We start from the raw sequence: 19,733 nt of genomic DNA, 5'->3' as shown, positions 1-19,733 counted from the left end.
GCGCATACCGACAGCCTTGGTAAACACAGTGAGAAGGTCTCGGAGCCAACCGGGTCGGGATGCCGTACTCGGTCAAAACTGTGGGAGGGGGCTTGCCCCCGATGAGGCAGTGTCAGCAAGTGCATGTGTAACTGACCCACCGCCATCAGCGGCAGGTCCATGAGCCCGACAGCCCTGTGGTAGATGCCGGTAAGACTTTTCGCAGCTACAATGCCCGCCTCGACCGTGACAAGCCTGACTAAAAAAACTATGTCCTTGCCCAAGCATCACCTGGAATTGCTCAGCCCTGCCCGCGATGTGGCCATCGCACGCGAGGCTATCCTGCATGGCGCCGACGCCATTTATATCGGCGGGCCGAGCTTCGGCGCCCGTCACAATGCCTGTAACGACGTGAGCGATATCGCTCAACTGGTGGAATTCGCCCGCCGTTACCACGCTCGCGTCTTCACCACCATCAACACCATCTTGCATGACAACGAGCTGGAGCCGGCGCGCAAGCTGATCCACCAGCTCTACGACGCCGGTGTCGATGCCTTGATCGTGCAAGACCTGGGCGTGATGGAGCTGGATATTCCGCCCATCGAGCTGCACGCCAGCACCCAGACCGATATCCGCACCCTGGGCCGCGCCAAGTTCCTCGATCAGGCCGGTTTCTCCCAGTTGGTACTGGCGCGCGAGCTGAACCTGCAAGAGATCCGCGCCATCGCCGACGAGACCGAGGCCGCCATCGAGTTCTTCATCCATGGCGCCTTGTGCGTGGCGTTCTCCGGGCAGTGCAATATCTCCCACGCGCAGAACGGCCGCAGCGCCAACCGTGGCGATTGCTCCCAGGCGTGCCGCCTGCCGTATACCTTGAAAGATGATCAGGGCCGCGTCGTCGCCTTTGAAAAGCACCTGCTGTCGATGAAAGACAACAACCAGAGCGCCAACCTGCGCGCACTGGTCGAAGCCGGCGTGCGTTCGTTCAAGATCGAAGGCCGCTACAAGGACATGGGCTATGTGAAGAACATCACCGCCTACTACCGCCAGCGCCTCGACGAAATCCTCGAAGACCGCCCGGACCTGGCCCGCGCTTCCAGCGGGCGTACCGCGCACTTCTTCCTGCCCGACCCGGAAAAAACCTTCCACCGTGGCAGTACCGACTACTTTGTCAGCGACCGCAAGATCGATATCGGCGCCTTCGACACCCCGACCTTCACCGGCCTGCCGGTGGGTGTGGTGGAAAAAGCCGGCAAGCGCGACTTGCAGGTGGTCACCCATGAGCCGCTGTCCAACGGCGACGGCCTCAATGTGCTGGTCAAGCGTGAAGTGGTGGGGTTCCGCGCCAACATCGCCGAGCCCAAGGGCGAATTCGAGGAAGACGGCGAGAAGCGCTATCGCTACCGCGTCGAACCGAATGAAATGCCGGCGGGCCTGCACCAGCTGCGCCCGAATCACCCGTTAAACCGCAATCTGGACCATAACTGGCAACAGGCGCTGCTCAAGACCTCGGCCGAGCGTCGTATCGGCTTGGCTTGGGTGGCGCGGCTGCGTGAAGAACAGTTGCAAATCACCGCCACCAGCGAAGAAGGCATCAGCGCCAGCGTCACCCTGCCCGGCCCGTTTGGCGTGGCCAACAAGCCGGAACAGGCCCTGGATACCCTGCGCGACCTGCTGGGCCAACTCGGTACCACCGAGTACCACGCCACCGATATCCAATTGGATGCACCGCACGCATTCTTCATTCCCAACTCGCAGCTCAAGGCGCTACGCCGTGAAGTGATCGAAGCGCTGACCGTCGCTCGCGTCGCCGCGCACCCGCGCGGTGGACGCAAGGCCGAGACCACGCCGCCGCCGGTGTACCCGGACGCGCACCTGTCGTTCCTGGCCAACGTCTACAACCAGAAGGCCCGCGACTTTTACCACCGTCACGGTGTGAAGCTGATCGATGCCGCCTTCGAGGCTCACGAAGAAACCGGCGAAGTACCGGTGATGATCACCAAGCATTGCCTGCGGTTCTCGTTCAACCTGTGCCCTAAACAGGCCAAGGGCGTGACGGGGGTGAAGACCAAGGTGGCGCCGATGCAGTTGATCCATGGCGATGAAGTGCTGACGCTGAAGTTCGACTGCAAACCCTGCGAAATGCACGTGGTCGGCAAGATCAAGGGGCACATCCTCGGATTGCCGCAGCCCGGCAGCGCGGTGGAGCATTTCAACCCCGAGAACATCATTTTCCAGGGCACACACTGACCCTCTGTAGGAGCGAGCTTGCTCGCGAAAAACCTGAGAACGCCGCGTGTCAACCCGATAGGCTGCGTTATCGTTAGCGTTTTTCGCGAGCAAACTCGCTCCTACCGAGGTTACGGGGCCACCACCAGCCCCGCTGCAACCCCGCCGCCGCCAGCAGGATCGCCGCCACGCCCAACCATTGCAGCCATCCCAGGCGATGCCCGAAGGCGATCCAGTCGACGAAAATCGCCGCAATCGGGTAGATGAATGACAAGGCGCCGGTCATCGCAGTCGGCAGCTTCTGTATCGCCCCGTACAACAACACATACATCAACCCCGTGTGCACCAGGCCGAGGGTGGCGAGTGCCGCCCAGGCATCAGTCGACGTGGGCAAGCGGTCCCAAGGCACCAGCGGCGCCAGCAATACCGCGCCGGTAGTCACCTGGATCAACGCCATCAAATGCGGCGGCACTTGCTTGAGTTGCTTGATGATCAGCGCTGCAATCGCGTACAACAACGCCGCGCCCAGGGCCAGCGCGATGCCGGTCAAATAGTCCTCGCCAGCCGGTTCTTCACCATGGGCCGTGACGATTGCCAGCATGCCCAGGAACGCCACGCTCAGCCAAGCCATCTTCTGCAGGGTGATTTTCTCACCGAGAAACAGCGCCGCCAGCATCACCAATAGAAACGGTTGCACGTTGTACACCGCCGTACTGATGGCGATTGACGCACGCGAGTAGGATTCGAACAGCAACAGCCAGTTGCCGACGATGGCCACACCGCTGAGTACCGCCAGCCCGAACCTGGCCCAACTGAGCAAGTCCAGCCTGAGGTAGCCGAGCCATGCGCACACCAGCAGCAGCGCCAGCGCGCCGATCACGCAGCGCCAGAACACCACTTCGATCACCGACACGCCGGACACCAGCACAAACCAGCCGATGGTGCCGGAGATCAGCATGGCGGCGATCATTTCCCAGGTTCCGCGACGGACAGCTGTATCCATGATTGATGCTCCTCAAGTGAGGCTCAATTATGGCAAGCTGCCCGACAGCCGCTCCAGTGACTAAAAAAGGCCAAAACCTCAAATCACCTTTTCTTATTAGGCGAACCCCATGATTGACACCATCGACCAGCAACTGATCGCCGCCTTGATGGATGACTCGCGTCTGTCCCTCAAGGCCCTGGCAGGTATCACCGGGCTGTCTTCGCCAAGCGTCGGCGAGCGCTTGCGCCGCCTGGAGGAACGCGGCGTGCTGACCCACTACACCGTCGATATCGATCCCAAGCATTTTGGCTACCTGCTGCAGGCCATCGTGCGCATCCGCCCGCTGCCCGGCAAGTTGCAGGAAGTGGAACGGCAGATTCAGGCAATCCCCGAATTCACCGAATGCGACAAAGTCACCGGCGAAGACTGCTTCATCGCCCGCCTGCATGTGCGCACCATGGACCACCTGGACAGCCTGCTCGACCGGATTAACGGGTATGCCGAAACCAACACTGCCATCGTCAAGAAAACCCCGGTGAAACGGCGCTTGCCGCCGTTGACCGACTGAAAGTGCACTGCACAAACATGTGGGAGGGGGCTTGCTCCCGATAGCGGAGTGTCAGTTTCAGATGCGCTGACTGACACTCCGCTATCGGGAGCAAGCCCCCTCCCACACTAGACTGCTCCAGCCGTCGATTTAATCCTGGAGCGCTTTCGCTGCAGCGAGCAACCCCTGGAATTTGCCATACCGCGCCGCCAACACCGGCTGCACCCCCTCGTCAGGTACATACCGCGCCTTCACCGGCATCCCCGCCGCCAGCAAATCAGCGCCCTCCCCGATGGCCATGAACCCCAATTTCGCCGCCCCGATGCACGCGCTCAGTTCGCTGCCATGCAGGGTAAAAACCTCCCGCTGCAGAATATTCGCCAGCAGCTGCGCCCAATACTCACTGCGCGCCCCTCCGCCGACGAGCGCGAAGGATTTGACCTCGGCCCCGGTCGATTGCACTGCGCGCCAGGCGTCAAGCAAGCCAAAACCCACGCCTTCCATCACCGCATAGCCAAGCATCGCCGGTGTGCAGTCATGGCCAAGCCCCATGAAGCCGCCGCGCAGCAAGGGGTCGTTATGCGGCGTGCGCTCACCCGCCAGATACGGCAGAAACAACGGGGTGGACAGCGGTACCGGGTGCTCGATTGGCAGTTGCGCCTGCACCTGGTCCAACAGTGTTTGCTCATCCGCCGTGCCCGTCAGGCGCGTCACCCAGCGCAGGCAACTGGCGCCGGCCAGCATGGCGCCCATGGTGTACCAGCGCTCGGGCAGCGCATGGCAGAAGCTGTGCACCGCACTGGCCGGGTTGCCGGCGGCGTGCGCGGTAATCGCGACAATCGCCGCGCTGGTGCCCAGGGTGATAAACCCGTCACCGGCATCGATAGCGCCGATCCCGACGGCCGCTACCGGGTTATCGCCGCCGCTCCCGGCGATCACCACCTGCGGCGACAAGCCCAAGCCAGCGGCTGTGACACCAGCGCTTGCGGCACCGCCCTCCACCAGCCTGGGCATCTGCTTAGGCGTCAGGCCGGTCGCGTGCAGCATCGGGGTAAACCACTCACGCCGCGCCACATCCAGCCACAGGGTGCCGGCGGCGTCCGACATCTCGCTGATGCGCTCCCCGCACAGGCGCAAGCGCAGGTAATCCTTGGGCGACAGCACGCAATCAATCGCCTTGAACACCTCGGGCTCGTGCTGTTGCAGCCAGAGTAGTTTCGGCGCGGTCAACCCGGCCATCGGCAAGCTGCCGGTGATCTCGGCATAGCCGGTGCCCAGTTGTTCTGCCTGCCGAACCGCGCGGGAGTCGTCCCACAGGATTGCCGGGTACAGCACGCGGTTGTCGGCCCCCAGCAATACCGCGCCGTGCATCTGCCCGGACAGGCCGATACAGGCCACGCGGGCAAACGCCTCATGGGTGCGCAGTGAGTCCAGCGCCTGCAGGCAGGCCTGCCACCAGTCTTCGGGCGCCTGCTCGGACCAGCCGCCATGGCGGCGCGACACACTCAAGTGCACGCCTGCGCGGGCCAGCACGCTGCCGTCGAGGTCCATGAGGATGGCTTTGAGTTCGGAGGTGCCAAGGTCTATACCAAGGGAAACAGGACGGTTCATACGGGGTGGGTCCGATCAATCACAGCCACAGGAATTACGCACCTGCAGGCGTGGCGCCAGGCGCACGCTGTGCTTGGGTGCAGTGGGGGTTGCCATGCGTTGCAGCAACAGCTCGACCGCGCGGGCGCCCAGTTGCTGGACCGGCTGGGCGATCAAGGTCAGGCGCGGCACGAAAAAGTCCGCCCATTCGAAATCATCGAAGCCGACCAACGCCATTTGCCCCGGCACTTCGATCTGCGCATCACGCAGGGCGTGCATGGCGCCGAGGGTCATCAGATTATTGCCGGCCATGATGGCGGTCGGCGGTTCGGCCAGGCTCAGCAACTGCCGGGTGGCCTGGCGGGCAGGCTCGGTATTGGAGCCGCCGTTGACCAGCAACTGCGGATCGAACGCCAGCCCCGCCGCCTGCAACGCGGCCTGGTAGCCCGCCACGCGCTCATCGGTGGTGCTGAAGCCCGCACGCCCGGCGATAAAGCCGATGCGCCGGTGCCCGTGGGCGATCAGGTGCTCGATCAACGCCTGGGTGGCCTGGCTATTCTCCACCCCGACCTGATCGAACTGCTCGCTCATCATGCGATCCACCAGCACCGCAGGCAGCTCATTGGCGCGCAGGTAATCCAGCGCCAGCGAGCCGTTCGACGGCGCCAGCACAATCCCGTCGACCCGCCGGTGATGCAGCGCGGTGACCACGCGCAATTCCTGCTCCGGGTCGTCGTGGGTGTCGACAAACAGCATCATGTAGCCGTGCCGGGCGCACTCGGTTTCAATCGCGTGCACCGTCTCGCTGAAGTAATGGTTGGACAGCGCCGAGATCGCCACGCCAATGGTGTTGGTGGTGGAACGGGCCAGCGCGCGCGCCAGGGTGTTGGGGATGTAGCCCAGCTCCCGAATCGCACGCTGTACCGCCTGCACCGTGGCCGGGCTGACCTTGCGGGTGCCGTTCAACACGTGGGACACGGTCGACGGCGACACGCCGGCCCTGCTTGCCACGTCGTCCATGGTGACCACGGCGCGCTCCCCTTGAGCCAATCAGTGCTTGCTCGACCAGCCGCTGTAGCTGCCGACGTTGTCGCGGGTGATGAGTTTGGGCGTGAGCAGGGTTACCGCTTCGGCCGGGGCCTTGTCATTGAGCAGGTCATTACCGACGTTCACCGCCGTCTGGGCCATGGCCCACGGGTCCTGGCTGGCGGAGGCCTGGATCTGTGTGTCGGTCTTGAGCGCATTCTCGATATCCGGCGCGCCGTCCACCGAGGTAATGATGATGCCGCTGCGTTTGAGCTGCTTGGCCGCCAGGTCGCTGCCGATGGCTTGCGGGTCGTTGATCGCGAACAGGCCGTCGATTTTCGGGAAGCGTGTCAGGTAACCCTGCATCGCGTTCAGGCCGCCTTCGCGCGAGCCCTTGGCGTCCTGGTCGTCGGACAGCAGCTTGATATCCGGCGCGGTGGCCAGGGCGGCCTTGCAGCCTTTGACGCGGTCGGTCACGGCGGTGACTTGCGGGCCGTTCTGGATGATCACATTGCCTTTGCCCGAGAGCTTGTCCACCAGGTACTGGCAGGCCAGCTTGCCGGCTTCGACGTTATCGGTCTGCACCGTGGCGTTCACACCCTTGGCGTCCACATCCACCGCTACTACCACAATCCCGGCGTCGCGGGCTTTCTTGATCGCCGAGGCCATGGCGGACGGGTCGACGGCGTTGATCAGGATCAGGTCGACCTTGGACGAGATGAAGTTGTCGATCTGCGAGAACTGCTTGCTCAAATCATAGTCAGCCGACACCGACGTCACCTTGACGCTGGGGTTGAGTGCCTTGGCCTGCGCCGTGGCGCCGTCGGCCAGGGTCACGAAGTACGGGTTGCCCAGCGAGCCCATGCTGATGCCCAGGGCCTTGAGTTCGCGGGCCTGCACGGCCTGGGACATCAGGGCAGCCAAGGCAATGACGGGGAAGATACGTTTGACGTTCATGGCGGTCTCTCTTGTGATTGTTGTAGGAGTGAACTCAGGTTCGGGCGCCGGACTGGCGATAGCGATCCAGCGCCACCGCGCCGATGATCACGATGCCCTTGATGATGTACTGCCAGATATCCGATACCCCCAGCAGCACCAGGCCATTGGTGAGCACCGCGATGATCAGTGCGCCGATCAGTGTGCCGCCGATGGTGCCGACGCCACCGGTGAAACTGGTGCCGCCGAGGATCACCGCCGCGATCGCATCCAGCTCGTAGGATTGGCCCAATTGCAAGCCATTGGCGGCGAACAGGCGCGAGGCGCTCATCACCGCGCCAAGCCCGGCCAGGGCGCCGGACATCGCGTAGACGAACAGCAGCACTTTCCACACCTTGATCCCCGACAGCCGCGCGGCTTCCGGGTTGCCGCCCACCGAGTAGATCTGCACACCCATCACCGTGCGCCGCAGAATGAACCACGACAGCGCCACCACGGCCACGGCGATGACGACCAGCCACGGCACGCCGAGGATCGAGTCGTTGCCGATAAAGGCAAACGGCAAGTCCGGGTTGAATACCGTCTTGTCATCGGCCAGCAAGCGCGCCAGGCCGCGCATGGCGGTCAGCGCGCCGAGGGTGACGATAAACGGCGGCAGGCGCATGAACGCGATCAACCCGCCGTTGACCAGGCCCAGCAACAGCCCGAAGCCGATACCGGCGGCAATCCCGAACATGCCGAACTGCGGCGACATCGACGCCTGCAGGGCGACCACCGCCGACGCCGCGAGGATCGCGCCGACGGACAGGTCGATACCCGCCGTCAGAATCACAAACGTCATGCCGGCCGCCAGCACCACATTGACTGAGGCCTGCTGCGTGATGATCGACAGGTTCTGCATCGTCATGAAGTTTTCGCTGACCAGGGCAAAGCCCACCAGCAGCAGCACCAGCACCGGCAACATGCCCACCGTGCGCATCAGCTCGCGTACGCGTTCAGCCTTGCCCGTCGTTGTTGTTGCGATATTCGATTCAGCCATTGACCACCACCTGATCGCCACCGGTGGCGAGGTCGATAATACGTTCCTGGGAGATGACGTGACCGGAGGCCCCGCCGACTTCAGCCACCAACTGGCCTTCGCGCATGACCAGCACACGGTCGCAGGTGCCGATGATTTCCGGCAGCTCGCTGGAGATCACCACGATGCCGACACCCGCCTGGGCCAATTGATTGATGATGCGGTAGATCTCGGATTTGGAGCCGATGTCCACGCCACGGGTGGGCTCATCCAGGATCAGCACATGGGGCTTGACCTCCAGCAGCCGCGCCAGTAACACCTTCTGCTGGTTGCCACCGGACAGCGCGCCCACATTGACCTTGCCCGACGCCACGCGGATCGACAGCGCCTTGATCGCGTCGTTGGCGCGCTGTGCGCCATGGCTGCGATCCAGCACGCCGCCGGCATGGGCATCCGGCACACAGGCGCACACATTGATGTTGTCGGCCACGCTCATGTCGAGGAACAGGCCCTGGGCCTTGCGGTCCTCGGTGAGGTACACCACACCGGCGCGGATCGCATCGGCCGGGGTGCGCAATTGGGTGACGTGCTTGCCGACCACTTCGAGGGTGCCGCTGGTGCGTGGGTCGGCGGCAAAGATCAGTCGCGCCAGCTCCGTGCGCCCTGCCCCGACCAGCCCGGCGATGCCCAGCACTTCGCCGGCATGCAGGTCGAAGCTGCAGTAGCGCACGCGTTTGCCGTCGGCCATGTCACGCACGCGCATCACCACATTGCCAGGGTTATAGGCGGCGTGTTCTTTCTTGTAGAAGCCGGAAAGATCGCGGCCCACCATCATTTTCACCAGCACTTCGGCCGACAACGCATCGCGGCTCAGTTCGCCGATGTACTGGCCGTCGCGCAGCACCGACACCCGGTCCGACAACTCGTAGATCTCGGCCATGCGGTGGCTGATGTAGATGATCGCCAAGCCCTGGCCGCGCAGTTGTTTGATCAGCGCAAACAGGCGGTCGGTCTCGCGGGAGGACAGCGGCGTGGTCGGCTCGTCCATCACCAGGATCCGGGCGTGGGCATGCAGGGCGCGGGCGATTTCCACCAGTTGGCGCTCGGCAATCGACAGGCTGCTGACCGGCGTCGAGGGTTTGAATTCGGCGCCCAGGCGTTGCAACACCTCGATGCAGCCGTCCTGCATGCCCTTGCGGTCAATGGTCCAGCCACGCCGCAGCTCGCGGCCCAGGTAGATGTTCTCGGCCACGCTCAGGTTCGGGCACAGGCTCAGTTCCTGGTAGATCACGGCAATGCCGAGGGCTTTTGCGGTAGCAGGCGTGAAGGTGGCGACGGGCTGGCCATCGATGCGGATTTCACCGCCGGGGTCGGCCTGATAGGCGCCGGAGAGGATTTTCATCAGCGTGGATTTGCCGGCACCGTTCTCCCCATCAAGGCGTGGATTTCGCCGGGGTAGACCTTCAGGCCGACGCTTTTGAGCACGCGCAAACCGTTGAAGGTTTTGCTGATGCCCTGCATCTCAAGCAAGGGTTCAAGGCTCATGGATGAGCTCCTGGATTTATTGTTTTTGTTGTCGAGTGCTGCCGACTCTAGTCCAGATACATTTGCTTACGCAAGCGCTTGCGTGCGCATTTATTTGCTTGATGAAACGTTTCACCCAGCTGAAAATACGCAAAGCCTTACTGCGCCGGCTTTTACGCGTCAAATGGATGGCGTAGCCATCAAAACGCCATGATTTCTGCTATTGTCCCAGGAACGCATCTCCTGCGCGTCGCGTTCGCGCGATCGTCAATGAGCATGCTCCACGCCATCGTGTTTCGCCGATGGCAGGCCTGAAGTTCACGGAATGCTTGGCAATGGACACCCCTCTACCCGACCCGCCCCAATCACGCGCTGAAAAGATCGTTGAGTTCAAACGCCAGAAAACCTTGCTCAAGACCGGTGCGCTGCAGGACGCGATCTTCAACAGCGCGTATTTCTCCAGCATCGCCACTGACGAAAAAGGTGTGATTCAGATTTTCAATGTCGGCGCCGAACGCATGCTCGGTTACGCCGCTGCCGATGTGCTCAACCGCATCACCCCCGCTGACATCTCCGACCCCGCCGAACTGATCACCCGCGCCGCTGCCCTCAGCCTGGAACTCGACACGCCGATCACACCAGGTTTCGAAGCCCTGGTGTTCAAGGCTTCCCGTGGCATCGAAGACATTTACGAACTGACCTATATCCGCAAGGACGGCAGTCGCCTGTCGGCCATGGTTTCGGTGACCGCCTTGCGTAACCGCCACGACACCATCATCGGCTACCTGCTGATCGGCACCGACAACACCGCGCGCAAGCAGGAAGAAGCCGAACGCAAAGGCTTCGAGCGCGCGCTGGAAGAAAAGAACCTGGAGCTGGAGCATGCCAGCCACATGAAGTCCGAGTTCCTTGCGACCATGTCCCACGAGTTACGCACGCCGCTGAACGCGGTGATCGGCTTTTCCGAGGCGCTCAAGGATGGCCTGGTGGGCGATATGAGCGAAGTGCAGCGCGAATACATCGGCGATATTTTCACCAGCGGGCAGCACTTGCTGTCGCTGATCAACGACATCCTCGACCTGTCCAAGGTCGAGGCCGGGATGATGGACCTGGAGCTGGAAGCCGTAGCGCTCGACGGCTTGCTGGCCAACAGCTTGCTGATCGTGCGGGAAAAGGCCGCGCTGCAGCGCATCGAGTTGAAGCTCGAATGCGCGACGGATTTCGGCGTGCTGGCCCTGGACCTGCGCAAGACCAAGCAGATCATCTACAACCTGCTGGCCAATGCGGTGAAGTTCAGTGAACACGGCGGCCGCGTGACCCTGGCGGTGCGCGAAGTCAGCCGCGACGAGGTCGGCCAGGTGCCGGGGGATTGGCCGGCCCATGGCTTCGCCCTGCAACCCAGCGTGCACCAGCGGTTTCTGGAGCTGAGCGTGAGCGACGCCGGCATTGGTATCGCCGAAGACGACATGAGCAAGCTGTTCAAGGCCTTCAGCCAGATCGACAGCAGCCTGGCGCGCAAGTTTGAAGGCACGGGCCTGGGGCTGGCGATGGTCAAGCAACTGACCGACCTGCACGGCGGCAGCGTCGCCGTGGCCAGTCGCGTGGGCCTGGGCGCGCGCTTCGTAGTGTGGCTGCCATTGCATCGTGCTCCGGAGGCGTCATGGCCGACATCCTGATCGTCGAAGACAACGAGGCCAACATGCGCCTGGCCCGCCTGCTGCTGATCAACGCCGGGCACACGGTGCTGTGGGCCGCCGATGCCGAAATCGGCCTGACCCTGGCCCGGGAAAAACAACCGGCCCTGATCCTGATGGACATCCAACTGCCGGGCATGGACGGCCTGGCCGCCACGTCCCTGCTCAAGCAAGACCCCATTACCGCCCATATCCCGGTGATCGCCCTGACCGCGATGGCGATGAAGGAGGACCGCGAAAAAACCCGCCTGGCCGGTTGCGATGCCTACATCATCAAGCCGCTGCGCTACAAAGAGCTGTACCAGGTGATCGACAGCTTGCTGCAAAAGACTATCAACCCCCTCACATGAGCCCTCTCCATGGCCAGCCAACCCGCCACGCTGTTGATCGTTGACGACGAACCCCAGGTTCGCAAGCTGCTGGAAACCCTGCTGCAGCATGAGGGCTACCAGACCCTGAGCGCCGCCAGCGGTGAAGAAGCCCTGCTTTTGGTGGCGCAACAGCCGCCGGACCTGATCCTGCTGGACATCATGATGCCGGGCATGGACGGCTACGAAGTGGCCAGCCACTTGAAGGGGGATGAAACCACGGCCAGCATCCCGATCATCATGCTCTCGGCACTGAGCGAGTCCAGCGCCCGCGTCAGTGGCCTGGAAACCGGCGCCGAGGAGTTCCTCAGCAAGCCGGTGGAGCGCGTCGAGTTATGGCTGCGGGTGCGCAACCTGCTGCGGCTCAAGGCCCGTGGCGACCAGTTGAAAAACCATAGCCTGTTGCTCGAGCAGCAACTGCAGCGGCAAACCGATCAGACCACCGGCATGAGCGTGCACGACCTGGCGCGCCAGGACCTGGAAAAAGACTTGCGCCTGGCGGTTGAGCAACAGGATTTCACCCTGCACTACCAGCCCAAGATCGAGTTGGCCGGTGGCCAGATATGCGCCCTGGAGGCGTTGCTGCGCTGGGAGCGCCCAGGCTACGGGCCAGTGTCTCCGGCGGTGTTCATTCCCATACTGGAGAGCATGGGCTTGATCGTGATTGTCGGGCGCTGGGTGATCGACAGCGTGTGCCGACAGATCGCGACCTGGCAACGCGGCGTTATCGGCGCTGTGGAGGTGTCGGTGAATGTCTCGGGGCATCAATTGATCGAAGGCGACCTGATTGCCGATATCGCCCACACCCTGGCCAGGACCGGGGTTCAGGCCCATTACCTGGAGGTCGAACTGACCGAAAGCTCGCTGATGGAGAACACCCAACGCACCATCGCCAGCCTGCAGCGCCTGCGCGCCATGGGCGTGAAAATCTCCATCGATGACTTCGGCACCGGCTATTCAAGCCTGGCGTATCTGCGCCGTTTTCCCCTCGACACCTTGAAGATCGATATCGCCTTCATCCGCGAAGTCACGACCAACCCACAGGATGCGGCCATCACCCGCACCATCATCGAACTGGCCCACAGCCTGAACCTGCGGGTGGTGGCCGAAGGCGTGGAAACCCAAGATCAGCTGGCGTTTTTGAAGGAGGCCGGGTGTGACCAGATCCAGGGCTACCTGTTCAGCCGACCGTTGCCGGCTTCCACCCTGGAGCGCCTGCTGCTGGAGCGCCTGGCCCCCGCGCCTTGATCGCTGACTCCGGCGCTCTTGATACTGCGGCTAGCACGCGTCAAACCACATTGAACCTGTATCCGGCCATGCCTCTCCAACCTGCATAGACCACGGCCGGATGCACGCTTGATGACGTTTATTTTATGGATGGCCGTACTCGGGGCTATTTTGCTGATACTGGCCCTCACCTCCTCCTATCTGCGCTGGATGCCGGTGACCACCTCGGCGGTGTGCCTGTTGCTGGGGGTCGCCATCGGCCCACTGGGTGCGGACCTGCTGCACCTGGACATCAAGGGCTCGGCCCGCTGGATGGAGCACCTGACCGAAGTCGCGGTGCTGTTTTCACTGTTCGTCAGCGGCTTGAAACTGCGCCTGCCCCTCAAGCATCGCACCTGGCGTATCGCCTTCGGCATGGCCGGGCCGGTGATGCTGCTGACCATCCTCGGCGTGTGCCTGGCGTTGCACTATCTGTTGGGGTTGTCATGGGGCGTGTCATTGCTGGTCGGCGCGATGCTCGCACCGACCGACCCGGTGCTGGCCGGCCTGGTCCAGGTCAACAATGCCCAGGACGATGACCCGTTGCGTTTCGGTTTGTCCGGTGAAGCCGGGCTGAACGATGGCACGGCTTTTCCCTTTGTGATTTTCGCGCTGCTGTTCATGCAGCACGGCGGCTTCGACGGTGACTGGCTGGGTGGCTGGGTACTGAAGAACCTGCTGTGGGCGGTGCCGGCCGGCTTGTTGATTGGCTATTGGATGGGCCGGGGCATCGGGCGTGTGACCTTGCGCATGCGCATCGCCAATGCCGACAGCACCCTGTCGCCCAACGATTACCTGACCCTGGCCCTGATTGCCTTGGCCTACGTGGCGGCGCAAGCCGTGGGTGGCTATGGCTTCCTCGCGGTATTCGCCGCCGGGCTGGGGTTGCGCCAGGCCGAATTCAAATCCAGCGGCAAAGCGCAGACACCGTCCGAGCACCTGGCCCGCCCCGTGGTCGGGCATCTTGAAGTGGCGCCCGAAAAAGCCTTGCACGGCGATGTCAGCGCGCTGGAAGACACGCAAATTGCCGCCGGGGTCATGATGGGCGACATGCTGGCGTTCGGCGGGCTGGTGGAGCGTTCGATGGAAGTGTTCCTGGTGACGGTGCTGGGGATCGTACTTGCCAGTCATTGGGATTGGCGCGCCCTGCCGATAGCGGCGTTGTTGTTCTGCGTGATCCGGCCGCTGAGCGTATTGGCGATGCCCTGGGGACGCCTGATCGATCTTCGCCAACGCGGCTTGATGGGCTGGTTCGGCATTCGCGGGATCGGCAGTATCTTCTACCTGTTCTATGCCCTCAATCACGGCCTGATCGGCACCAGCAGCGCGGTAGCCGTGGACCTCACGGTATCGGTGATCGCCTTGAGCATTGTTGTGCATGGCCTGAGCACTCAGCCGATGCTGGCGTGGTACGAGCGCCGCAGCCAAGCGATGGGAAAATGAAGAGACGCCGATTGGAAATAAACGGATAACTCTGTATTGACAAACGCTGGAACCGATGAAGTTCGAGAGTTACTCAGGGGTAAACCAAGCAAATCTACGCCTTGGAACCATCCTGCCCCCCTGAGATGACAGCACACATGACTCCCACTTTGAGCCGCATCGCTTCGTACGTCCCGCGCACGGACATCCCACCCGAGCCCCTCTCTCGCCCCAAACGTGAAACCCCCTCGCTGGAAACAGCTGATAAGTCGCGTGTCACGGGCGATCGCGAGTTGGCCAACGAGTATGGGTTTGCAATGCTACGCGCGGCCAAGGCCGGTACGGATGTGCGTATCAACGCGATTGACCCACACTCCACCTTCGGCCAGTGGCGCGAGCAGTTGAAAAACACCCTTCAGTTACCCGACGTTGTTCGGTGGGCTCAAGACAAAGGGATCGACGTTTCGTCGCTGATACTCAACATGCAGTCAGGGCAAGTTTCCTTCAAGCTCAAGCGCCACCTTGACCCCCAACAGAAACTGCACACGGTTGGTCCAGAAGACCGGCAATGGGCCGCTATCCGTGGGCCTATCCTTCACGCCGCACAGGTTATCTGCGCCGGGTATCCTGATACAGCCTTCATGCCTCAGGAGGTTCTTCAGGATGTGCAAATTCCGGGATCGATAATTGCGCGTTTTTACCAGGAACAGCCGCCGGCGCTGACGGCGAGTGACCTGCGTACACAGGCGCATGGCATTCTGCGCAACTCAAGCTTCAAGACCCTTGATGCTGGCACCGACGCTGGCTTGATCGAATCCCGCAGCGAAGACGCGCTCCTGCACCAGCAAGCGTTAGTGGGCGATATCCTCATCCGCAATCAGGTCGTCTTCGAACTAAAGGAGCTGTCGCCCTTGCCCAAGGACGGCTTCGAACACCCCGATGATCTTGAAAACCAGTTGAAGCGCAAGAAACTCTCCCTGCCTGCTCATAACACCTATCCCTCCACCTACCCCGCCGCCGACCATCAACCAGCGAACACAATCAGTGTGTTTGACTATCTGCGGGATCATGGCTTGGACATCCCCAGCAATCACAACGAGCTGGAAAACCTGACCACAGCGCTTTCCACACTGCCTCCCTACTCGCCCCCCAATGGCAACCTGGGCGGGGCGCTGGCCTGGCCCGTGCCGCTTGATACGCAAAGCCAGCAGCAGCTCAAGGCAGACATCGGCGCAGGCAAGTTCGGCAACATCAATGTGAGCCCCTTCAAGAATGTCCTGGAATATCTGCTCGACGGCAGGAGGGTCACGGCTGCCGACCTCAACGATCCACGCAAGTTGATCGATACCTTGATCGAAGCCCCTGAAAGCAAGGCCCTGGGAGAGGCGATTCAGGCTGCATTCGAAGCGCGCGAAATCAAGGGCAGCGCCAACGATTGGTTGCTCGCCGCCATGGGCCTGGAGAAAAACGCAGAGAACGGCGATGGACTGACCATTGAAGGCTATCGACTGGTCAGCGCTGAAAACACCAACAAAACCGCCTCAACAGTCGTCAAGGCATTGGCCGATCATCTGCTCGCCAGCGACAGGGCTTCGTCCCCCGAAACCGCCGCCATTCAAGCACACCTTTTGCTGACCAGCAGAGCGCCGGAATTCCTGATCAAGGATATTCCGAAGGAGGTCACCATCGGCACTCACGCTTGGGTCAGTTTCGCCACCGCTGTTTCGCGCATCGAAGCAAAAGCGCCAGGCTCGACGGCAGGCATGACCTTTGCGCAAGTCATGCTTGAAACCAGCATCGCACCGATCAGTGAACAAGAGCGCCACATTGAATATGCCGCCCAGAATGACGCGCTCAAGGATTGGGCCATCGCCAACGGGAGAAAACCTCCGCTCACCCCCCTTGTAATGGGCGAAGTGCGCAAAACGTTCAGTGCGATGATCAACGAACTGAGGGAGGCTAGCGAAACATCACTCGGCAACCTGCCAACGGCCAAAGAAATAGCACTGGCGCAGTTAAAAAAAGCGCTGCCGGACATGGACCCCAAACTGTTCGAGAAAAAATGCATCACCATAGACCCTCCCCATAAACGGTTCCCCGGGCCTTACTCGATACTGGACGCCTACATCGATGGCCGACCGCTTTTCTGGACGCCCAACCGGGAGGAGTTCTGGTCGGAAGAAGCACGCAACTTCAAAAATCTTTTCGTATCCAGGGAAAACGAGGAGCGACCAGATTCACGGCCAGCAGCCTGGGTATCCTCATCAAAAGAGTTCGACCTTGACAAGGTGACTCAAACGCTGAAAACCCTGCCACGCCCCAGAGAGCTGTTCGAGCCGCAATACGCTGAGTTCTCGAGCGCTTTGAAGAAAATCAAGTCCGCACAGTTCAAACAGATGATCGCCAAACTTCCGCTGGAAGACCGCGAGAACCTGGCGTTCATCAAACTGCCTGTTCGCAAGCACATCAGGTATTACCGAGACGATCATCCCAGGGTCGTGGAAGAAGGCGTACTGCTGTTCGACACCGAGCGCAACGGCAAGAAAATGACCTACGCGATTGATCGGATCAAGGGCACCGTAACTCGGCGGCCCGATCAGACTTACGTCGAATACCCACCTAGAAATGGCACTATTCCGCAATTGGGCCAAAGGTACGACACCGTCAAACCTGGGGGTTCGCAACCGCCAGCACTGCCCGACGGGAAAACAGCCGGGCACGGTGCGCCTGACAGTTTCAACAGCGCCAGTACCCAATACATCATCGACACGCTGTTTGCGGACATGAACTTGCCCGAGGTAGAGCGTTACGCCCGAGGGGCGACAACCTTTGATACCCAAGTACCCCTGCATAAGACCATTGAAGCAATCGTGGTGGGCCTGATTCCCTTCAAGTCGAGCATCGAGAACTTGATCGCGGGCAACATCAAGGAAGGTGCCGTCGAACTGGCTATTGATATCTTTGGTTTCGTGGTGGGCTTCGGCGGTGCGGTCAAAGGCCTGAGCGCCCTGGCGAGGGGTGCATCGACGCTCGCAAAAGCAGGTCAGGTCGTCAGAATCATCGGCCGAGCAGCACTCGGCGCGCTGAACCCGTTGGACGGGGTTGGTGATCTAGCGCGAGGTGCACTGCATCTTGGAAAAAAAGCCGTCAACGCAAGCTATAAGGGTATTAACCACCTGCGCAATCACCACCGCAGCGTCGACCTGCTGCAATTGGCCAAAAGGCCCGATATCGCCGAAGGCACCTACAAGTTGGCCGGTAACGGCAATGAAATTCCTGCCTTGGCCAAATTCGACGAAGGCACGCAAAGGTGGTTTGCGTTTGACCCGCGTACGCAACAGGCCTATGGCAAGTCCCTCGAGCAGTTCAGTGTTGGCCCACGGGGGGATTGGACGCGATCGGCAGCAACGACGTGATAACGACCGTCAGCCAGCGCCATGGCTTGGCAGCCGCCGGCACATTCAAGGTCGGACAGAAGAGCGTTGAAGGCAACGTTGTGATGTTTCAGGGCAATTGGCATCAATACGACCCGCTGAAAAAACAACCTATCGGCCCTCCATTGAAAGACTTCACCCCCAGCCGGGTAGCGGCCAGTGGCGAAGTACGGGTCGCGGATGCCGATTTGCTGGGGTATCAAGCCAACTACATCGAACCGCGAGAGCTCTCGAGCAAAGGCCTGCAGGGCAACGTGTATCAAGGCCGCAGTAAAAAGGAATATGTGAAGGTCGATGGGGCGTTGTATGAATCCAAAGTCAAGGACGGCCAGCGATTCATCCTCCACCCCACAGGCAAGGGCCCTGACATACCGGTCAAGGATCTCGGCATTTCCGGGTGGGAGCCTCGTTCCAGGTCTGTCGGTCTGCTGGGGGGCGCGAAGGAATTTCATACACCATGGCAGTTGGGCGATAACACGTATGTCGTGCCGATGGACGGAATCAAGGTGGTGGAAAACGCTGCCCCGCCTTTCAGGATCAACGTCAAGGGCGTCGACCACGCCGTCGACTTTGACAGTACACACGGCGCCTGGCGAGGTGTCTCTTCAAGCCTGGACGCTCCCTATTTCTGGCGAAATCCTAAAGGAGCGTGGCAGCAAGGCAACATTAATGACTTTCTGCGCGCTAAAAAGGCAGACGCTCATCACTACCAATTCGTCGATGTTTCGGCGATCCCGAAAGTCCCGAAAGAGGTCACCCCCTTACCCCAGAGCTTGCATTATTTTTGGGCCGGCCAGGACCTCCCCGCCCATTTGGCCGACAACCTGGCTAAAAACAGCCGACGTGCGCCCGGATACACCTCAATTATCCATGTCGACGCCGATACCCCTGAAATTTTTGAAAAGATAAAAACCACCCTGAAAGACAAAGCCCCCGGCGTGACGGTCAAGAACTTTCGGGAGGATGCCCTCTACACGCAGTTGAAAAATGACGAAATGTACAATTATTTCCGTCAAGGACAGGGTAAAAACCTGGCTGCCACTTCGGATGTCGCGCGTTATCAAATCATGCACAAGCATGGTGGGGTTTACCTGGACACCGATGACCTCATCCAGACCAACGTCGATTCCGGCGCTTTGATGGCGGGGGCCAATGATGTCCTGCTCGGTCACCCGGTTGTGCATCGGTCCACCGACTTCAAACCTTTCTATAACAACAGTAACTTTGCCACCCAGCCTGGCAACCCGTTGATGAAAGAAGTCATCACTGCAATGCACAAGCGCTTTGCCGCGAACAAAGCCTATTTTGTCAACAACCGCCCGGTGGCCCGGCAGTCTATCAACGGTGGTGCATTTACCTCTGATCTCGACGAATACGGGAAAAAACTATTCGAAACGACGGGCCCTACCCTGCTCAACGACACACTCAAGGCAAAACGACCTGATATGTATGATCTGGGACTGGAAGGGTTCTCAAAAGATACGAATGTCGTAGACGGAGAACTGGTCTCGTCTGGGCCGGTCGTCAATAACGAAGAGAGAGCCCTGGACTTATATCGAGAGCGGGGCATTAAGCCGCCCCTGCTGCTGCGCCTTCACATCAGTAAAATGCGCGAGCATTATTTCCCGCTTCGCCATAAATTCAACGTGAAAGCAGGGGCCGACCATTCCTGGAAGACTGGCTGATCGCCCCTCGTTCAACCTCTACCCGTTTGG

At 61.0% G+C, this 19,733-nt stretch carries 14 protein-coding genes and 1 pseudogene; 9 read left to right on the top strand and 6 right to left on the bottom strand.

Annotation, left to right across the window (positions count from 1 at the left end; all coding sequences use genetic code 11):
* Positions 1-249: 249 nt before the first annotated feature.
* A complete protein-coding gene (locus C4J92_RS13415; protein ID WP_124404181.1) occupies positions 250-2,229 on the top strand; it encodes a U32 family peptidase in 1,980 nt (659 codons plus the stop codon).
* Between the two features lie 73 nt (positions 2,230-2,302).
* On the opposite strand, the gene C4J92_RS13410 is transcribed toward C4J92_RS13415, so the two are convergent.
* Positions 2,303-3,211: a DMT family transporter gene (locus tag C4J92_RS13410; protein WP_124404180.1), complete on the bottom strand. Its 909-nt coding sequence runs from the start codon at positions 3,209-3,211 to the stop codon at positions 2,303-2,305.
* A 109-nt stretch (positions 3,212-3,320) separates the two neighbouring features.
* Between C4J92_RS13410 and C4J92_RS13405 the strand changes: the two genes are divergently transcribed.
* The gene (locus C4J92_RS13405) at positions 3,321-3,761 is read left to right on the top strand and encodes an Lrp/AsnC family transcriptional regulator (protein WP_124362860.1); all 441 of its coding nucleotides are present in this window, start codon (positions 3,321-3,323) and stop codon (positions 3,759-3,761) included.
* 129 nt (positions 3,762-3,890) lie between these two features.
* Here the strand turns inward: C4J92_RS13405 and xylB are convergent, their stop codons facing one another.
* The 5 genes and pseudogenes from xylB to C4J92_RS13380 all read right to left on the bottom strand — a co-directional run bounded on the left by xylB (position 3,891) and on the right by C4J92_RS13380 (position 9,855).
* The gene (xylB, locus tag C4J92_RS13400) at positions 3,891-5,351 is read right to left on the bottom strand and encodes a xylulokinase (protein ID WP_124404179.1); all 1,461 of its coding nucleotides are present in this window, start codon (positions 5,349-5,351) and stop codon (positions 3,891-3,893) included.
* Between the two features lie 15 nt (positions 5,352-5,366).
* Entirely contained in the window at positions 5,367-6,359 is a 993-nt protein-coding gene (locus C4J92_RS13395) for a LacI family DNA-binding transcriptional regulator (protein ID WP_124404178.1), read from the bottom strand.
* 21 nt (positions 6,360-6,380) lie between these two features.
* Positions 6,381-7,313 (bottom strand): ABC transporter substrate-binding protein, encoded by a 933-nt coding sequence (locus C4J92_RS13390; RefSeq protein WP_124404177.1) that lies wholly within the window; start codon positions 7,311-7,313, stop codon positions 6,381-6,383.
* A gap of 34 nt (positions 7,314-7,347) precedes the next feature.
* Positions 7,348-8,331 carry a ribose ABC transporter permease gene (locus C4J92_RS13385; protein WP_124404176.1) on the bottom strand — a complete coding sequence of 328 codons (984 nt, stop codon included), beginning with the start codon at positions 8,329-8,331 and terminating at the stop codon, positions 7,348-7,350.
* Positions 8,324-9,855 (bottom strand): annotated as a pseudogene (locus C4J92_RS13380) (sugar ABC transporter ATP-binding protein). The gene C4J92_RS13385 and the pseudogene C4J92_RS13380 overlap by 8 nt, the downstream one beginning before the upstream one ends.
* Between C4J92_RS13380 and C4J92_RS13375 the strand changes: the two are divergent.
* The 7 genes from C4J92_RS13375 (at position 9,854) to C4J92_RS27225 (ending at position 19,703) form a co-directional block, all read left to right on the top strand.
* Positions 9,854-10,048, top strand: coding sequence for a hypothetical protein (locus tag C4J92_RS13375; protein ID WP_124404175.1), 195 nt, complete (start codon positions 9,854-9,856; stop codon positions 10,046-10,048). The pseudogene C4J92_RS13380 and the gene C4J92_RS13375 overlap by 2 nt on opposite strands.
* A 121-nt stretch (positions 10,049-10,169) precedes the next feature.
* The gene (locus tag C4J92_RS13370; RefSeq protein WP_124404174.1) at positions 10,170-11,510 is read left to right on the top strand and encodes a HAMP domain-containing sensor histidine kinase; all 1,341 of its coding nucleotides are present in this window, start codon (positions 10,170-10,172) and stop codon (positions 11,508-11,510) included.
* On the top strand, positions 11,495-11,878 hold the full coding sequence (locus C4J92_RS13365) for a response regulator (protein WP_124362853.1): 384 nt from the start codon (positions 11,495-11,497) through the stop codon (positions 11,876-11,878). The genes C4J92_RS13370 and C4J92_RS13365 overlap by 16 nt, the downstream gene beginning before the upstream one ends.
* A gap of 9 nt (positions 11,879-11,887) precedes the next feature.
* Positions 11,888-13,144 (top strand): EAL domain-containing response regulator, encoded by a 1,257-nt coding sequence (locus tag C4J92_RS13360; RefSeq protein ID WP_124404173.1) that lies wholly within the window; start codon positions 11,888-11,890, stop codon positions 13,142-13,144.
* 111 nt (positions 13,145-13,255) lie between these two features.
* Positions 13,256-14,605 carry a sodium:proton antiporter gene (locus C4J92_RS13355; RefSeq protein ID WP_124404172.1) on the top strand — a complete coding sequence of 450 codons (1,350 nt, stop codon included), beginning with the start codon at positions 13,256-13,258 and terminating at the stop codon, positions 14,603-14,605.
* A 137-nt stretch (positions 14,606-14,742) separates the two neighbouring features.
* Positions 14,743-18,000 (top strand): hypothetical protein, encoded by a 3,258-nt coding sequence (locus C4J92_RS13350; protein ID WP_256657408.1) that lies wholly within the window; start codon positions 14,743-14,745, stop codon positions 17,998-18,000.
* Complete coding sequence (locus tag C4J92_RS27225) at positions 17,973-19,703, top strand: glycosyltransferase family 32 protein (RefSeq protein WP_256657407.1); 1,731 nt, start codon at positions 17,973-17,975, stop codon at positions 19,701-19,703. Before C4J92_RS13350 ends, C4J92_RS27225 begins: the two co-directional genes overlap by 28 nt.
* Positions 19,704-19,733 lie beyond the last annotated feature (30 nt).

The organism is Pseudomonas sp. R3-18-08, assembly GCF_003852065.1.
Classification (GTDB): domain Bacteria; phylum Pseudomonadota; class Gammaproteobacteria; order Pseudomonadales; family Pseudomonadaceae; genus Aquipseudomonas.
This window is presented reverse-complemented; position numbering and strand designations above follow the sequence as displayed.

Coding starts and splice junctions, on each gene's coding strand:
- C4J92_RS13415 (WP_124404181.1), top strand. CDS start 250: ATGTCCTTGCCCAAGCATCACCTGGAATTGCTCAGCCCTGCCCGCGAT.
- C4J92_RS13410 (WP_124404180.1), bottom strand. CDS start 3,211: ATGGATACAGCTGTCCGTCGCGGAACCTGGGAAATGATCGCCGCCATG.
- C4J92_RS13405 (WP_124362860.1), top strand. CDS start 3,321: ATGATTGACACCATCGACCAGCAACTGATCGCCGCCTTGATGGATGAC.
- xylB (WP_124404179.1), bottom strand. CDS start 5,351: ATGAACCGTCCTGTTTCCCTTGGTATAGACCTTGGCACCTCCGAACTC.
- C4J92_RS13390 (WP_124404177.1), bottom strand. CDS start 7,313: ATGAACGTCAAACGTATCTTCCCCGTCATTGCCTTGGCTGCCCTGATG.
- C4J92_RS13385 (WP_124404176.1), bottom strand. CDS start 8,331: ATGGCTGAATCGAATATCGCAACAACAACGACGGGCAAGGCTGAACGC.
- C4J92_RS13375 (WP_124404175.1), top strand. CDS start 9,854: ATGGATGAGCTCCTGGATTTATTGTTTTTGTTGTCGAGTGCTGCCGAC.
- C4J92_RS13370 (WP_124404174.1), top strand. CDS start 10,170: ATGGACACCCCTCTACCCGACCCGCCCCAATCACGCGCTGAAAAGATC.
- C4J92_RS13365 (WP_124362853.1), top strand. CDS start 11,495: ATGGCCGACATCCTGATCGTCGAAGACAACGAGGCCAACATGCGCCTG.
- C4J92_RS13360 (WP_124404173.1), top strand. CDS start 11,888: ATGGCCAGCCAACCCGCCACGCTGTTGATCGTTGACGACGAACCCCAG.
- C4J92_RS13355 (WP_124404172.1), top strand. CDS start 13,256: ATGACGTTTATTTTATGGATGGCCGTACTCGGGGCTATTTTGCTGATA.
- C4J92_RS13350 (WP_256657408.1), top strand. CDS start 14,743: ATGACTCCCACTTTGAGCCGCATCGCTTCGTACGTCCCGCGCACGGAC.